The organism is Rheinheimera sp., from assembly GCF_036568245.1.
Classification (GTDB): Bacteria; Pseudomonadota; Gammaproteobacteria; order Enterobacterales; family Alteromonadaceae; genus Alishewanella.
In genome coordinates this window covers 1-2645 of sequence record NZ_DATCSY010000117.1, presented here as the reverse complement: position 1 = coordinate 2645, position 2645 = coordinate 1, and the positions used below count along the sequence as shown (strand labels likewise).

4 protein-coding genes are annotated in these 2645 nt (G+C 48.6%); 3 read left to right on the top strand and 1 reads right to left on the bottom strand.

All coding sequences use genetic code 11. From position 1 onward, the window contains the following. Positions 1-382: DsbA family protein (locus VIN66_RS05325; protein WP_331922997.1), on the top strand; the 382-nt coding region annotated here is incomplete at its 5' end. Positions 383-395: 13 nt separating this feature from the next. Next, the gene (locus tag VIN66_RS05320; protein WP_331922996.1) at positions 396-1031 is read left to right on the top strand and encodes a thiol:disulfide interchange protein DsbA/DsbL; all 636 of its coding nucleotides are present in this window, start codon (positions 396-398) and stop codon (positions 1029-1031) included. A 46-nt stretch (positions 1032-1077) separates the two neighbouring features. On the opposite strand, the gene VIN66_RS05315 is transcribed toward VIN66_RS05320, so the two are convergent. Continuing rightward, positions 1078-1941, bottom strand: a complete 864-nt coding sequence (locus tag VIN66_RS05315) for a DUF817 domain-containing protein (protein WP_331922995.1) — start codon at positions 1939-1941, stop codon at positions 1078-1080. A gap of 116 nt (positions 1942-2057) precedes the next feature. On the opposite strand from VIN66_RS05315, the gene VIN66_RS05310 reads away from it, so the two are divergent. Next, positions 2058-2603 (top strand): DUF6942 family protein, encoded by a 546-nt coding sequence (locus tag VIN66_RS05310; protein WP_331922994.1) that lies wholly within the window; start codon positions 2058-2060, stop codon positions 2601-2603. Positions 2604-2645 lie beyond the last annotated feature (42 nt).

Sequence of the window (2645 nt, the reverse complement as noted above, 5' to 3'; positions counted from 1 at the left end):
TGAATTGCAGGAAGCGCTGACACGGGCTTATGTGGTAGCCGATTTTCAGCATCAGGGTGATAAAATTGCGATGGCGTTTTTCAACCGTATCCACCGCGACCGTGCCGGTTTCGCCAATGCTGACGATATCCGCCAATTGATGCTGATTAACGATTTTGATGCTGCCACTTACGACAAAGCGCTGAAAAGCTTTTCGGTAAACTCTGCCGTGAAGCAGATGAAAAAAGAGCAGACAGAGCTCAGTGACCGTCGTATTTTAACTGGCGTACCTATGCTGTTGGTCAATGGTAAATACCGGATCAACCTGGCAGAACTGGATAAAAAAAATGTTGAGCAGGATCTGCAGAACTTGATCGCCTTCCTGCTGGCAAAAGACGCTTAAGGACACGTTACTGATGAAGAAACTATTTGCAGTATTGGCACTGACACTGTTGTTGCCTGTGGCACAAGCCGCACAATTTGAAGAAGGTAAACATTACGACATTATTGCTGAACAAGGCACCGCCAAACCTGAGGTGAAAGAGTATTTTTCATTCTACTGTGGTGGTTGTAACGCATTTGAACCCATAGCCCAAAGCGTGGCAAAGAAGTTACCTGCCGGTGTTGAGTTTAAAAAATCGCATGTCGATTTTATCCGCGCCGCGTCACCCGAGCTGCAAAATACGCTGGCCCGGGCCTATCTGGTCGCGAAAGGTTTGGGTAAAGGTGATGCGGTGGCCAGCGCGTTCTTTAATCAGATCCACCGTAACCGTGCGCCTTTTGCTAACGAAAATGACATTCGCAGCCTGGTACTGTTGCATGACATCGACGGCGACACCTACGATAAAGCGATGAAAAGCTTTTCTATCCGCGGTGCGGCAAACCAGATGAAGAAAGAGCAGGATGATTTGTCTAACCGCCGGGTACTGACAGGTGTACCGATGCTGATTGTGAACGGTAAGTACAAGATTAATAATGCAGCGCTGAGCGCAAAAAATATGGAAGCAGAGCTGCAGCAGTTAATTAACTTTCTGTTGGAAAAAGATGCCTAACGCTATTGCTAAGAAAAAGGCTACCGTGAGGTAGCCTTTTTTATGGCTAGTGCGGCACATCAATACGCTGTTTTACGTACTTTAGCTGCGCCACTATGGTAAACGTCATGATCACCAGCAGTGACCACGAACTCCACTTACCCAAATGCACCACCGACGAGGCGCCGAGCTGATTCGGGTAACTCCAAAGCCCCATAAAGGTGCTGATGTTTTCTGCCAGCCAGATAAAAAAACCGACCAACACAAACCCCAGCAATAGCGGCATGCTGCGCTCGCGGTCCAGCGGGGTAAAATACACTACGGTACGGGCATATAGCCCCAGTGTCGCGGCAGCAATATACCAGCGGTAGTCGCCGATATAATGATGAGTAAAAAAGTTAGCGTAAATAAGCAGCGCGACCAGCACTGCCATCCAGTATGGCGGGTGATGCGCAACACGCTGCTGCATCAGACGCCAGCTCTGAATAATATAACTGCCCACCGCGGCATACATAAAACCGGCAAACAGCGGCACGCCGAATACTTTACTATAGGCAAAATCCGGATAACTCCACGACTGAATACTGCCTGAGGTTTTAAACACCTCCAGTGCAAAACCTACCAGATGAAACAGGCAGATGGCTTTAAGTTCATCTAAGGTTTCCAGCTTACTCCACACCATCCAGAACTGGATCAACAGCGCCAGTATAAGCAGCACGTCATAACGTGGAATCGCCAGAATGCCGCTGCGCGGTACCAGCAGTACACAAGCAAAAAACAATGCGACAAACAAACAGGCGCGGGTCTGCTTCAGGCTGAAAAACCAGAACTCCCAGCAAAAGCGGCGGAAACCTTCAGTATTTGCAGGCGGGGTGACCTGCATTAACCAGTTGTCAAGCCGGTTAACGGCGGCGATAGCAACAGATGACATAAGCATTCCCTGGCAAAGTAGCGGTCAAAATTACCCTGCAAACAGATACAGAGCAACTGCTTATGCTAAAGTAGCCAGCTGAATTAAGGCTGAGCGTATATCCGGATTCGCGTGCAATGATATCCCTTTCACAAGATGGCGCAGGCTTTGGTGATGCTGATGCGCAGGTTAATGTTTATATCGCCAACAGGCCGTCAATGGCTGAATACGCCGATTTAGCGGCAGTTGAGCCGTTGCAGAGCGGTGAAATTGAGCTGATTAACCGCGCTTGTGGTAACGGCTGGCGCAAGCTGTTTAATGTTTACGCTAAACTGTTGTTTGCACTGGATGCTAAGCAGTTTTCATTTACTGCACAGGCAAAAAGCTGGCAGTTGTTTCGCGATCGGTATTTACTGCAGGCGCAAAGTAATACAGCACTGTGGTTTAGCGCACCGCGGCTGAATGGCGATAGCCAGCAAATTCATATTATTGCTGGCCGCACTTATGCTAAAGCTTTACTGGATGCGGGCCTGAGCGCTCAGCTTAACTGGTTGAATAACGAGTTCGCGGTCGATAGCTATCACCGGTTGTTAGTATGCCCTTACTTTGACTATCGCCAGCTTAACAATGAAAAGCTGCTGTTTCTGGCGCAGCTGATAAAGGAATTAGATGAAACACCCTGAGTTACAGACACAGCTGCAGCAGCTTTGTGCGACGCTGCAAAG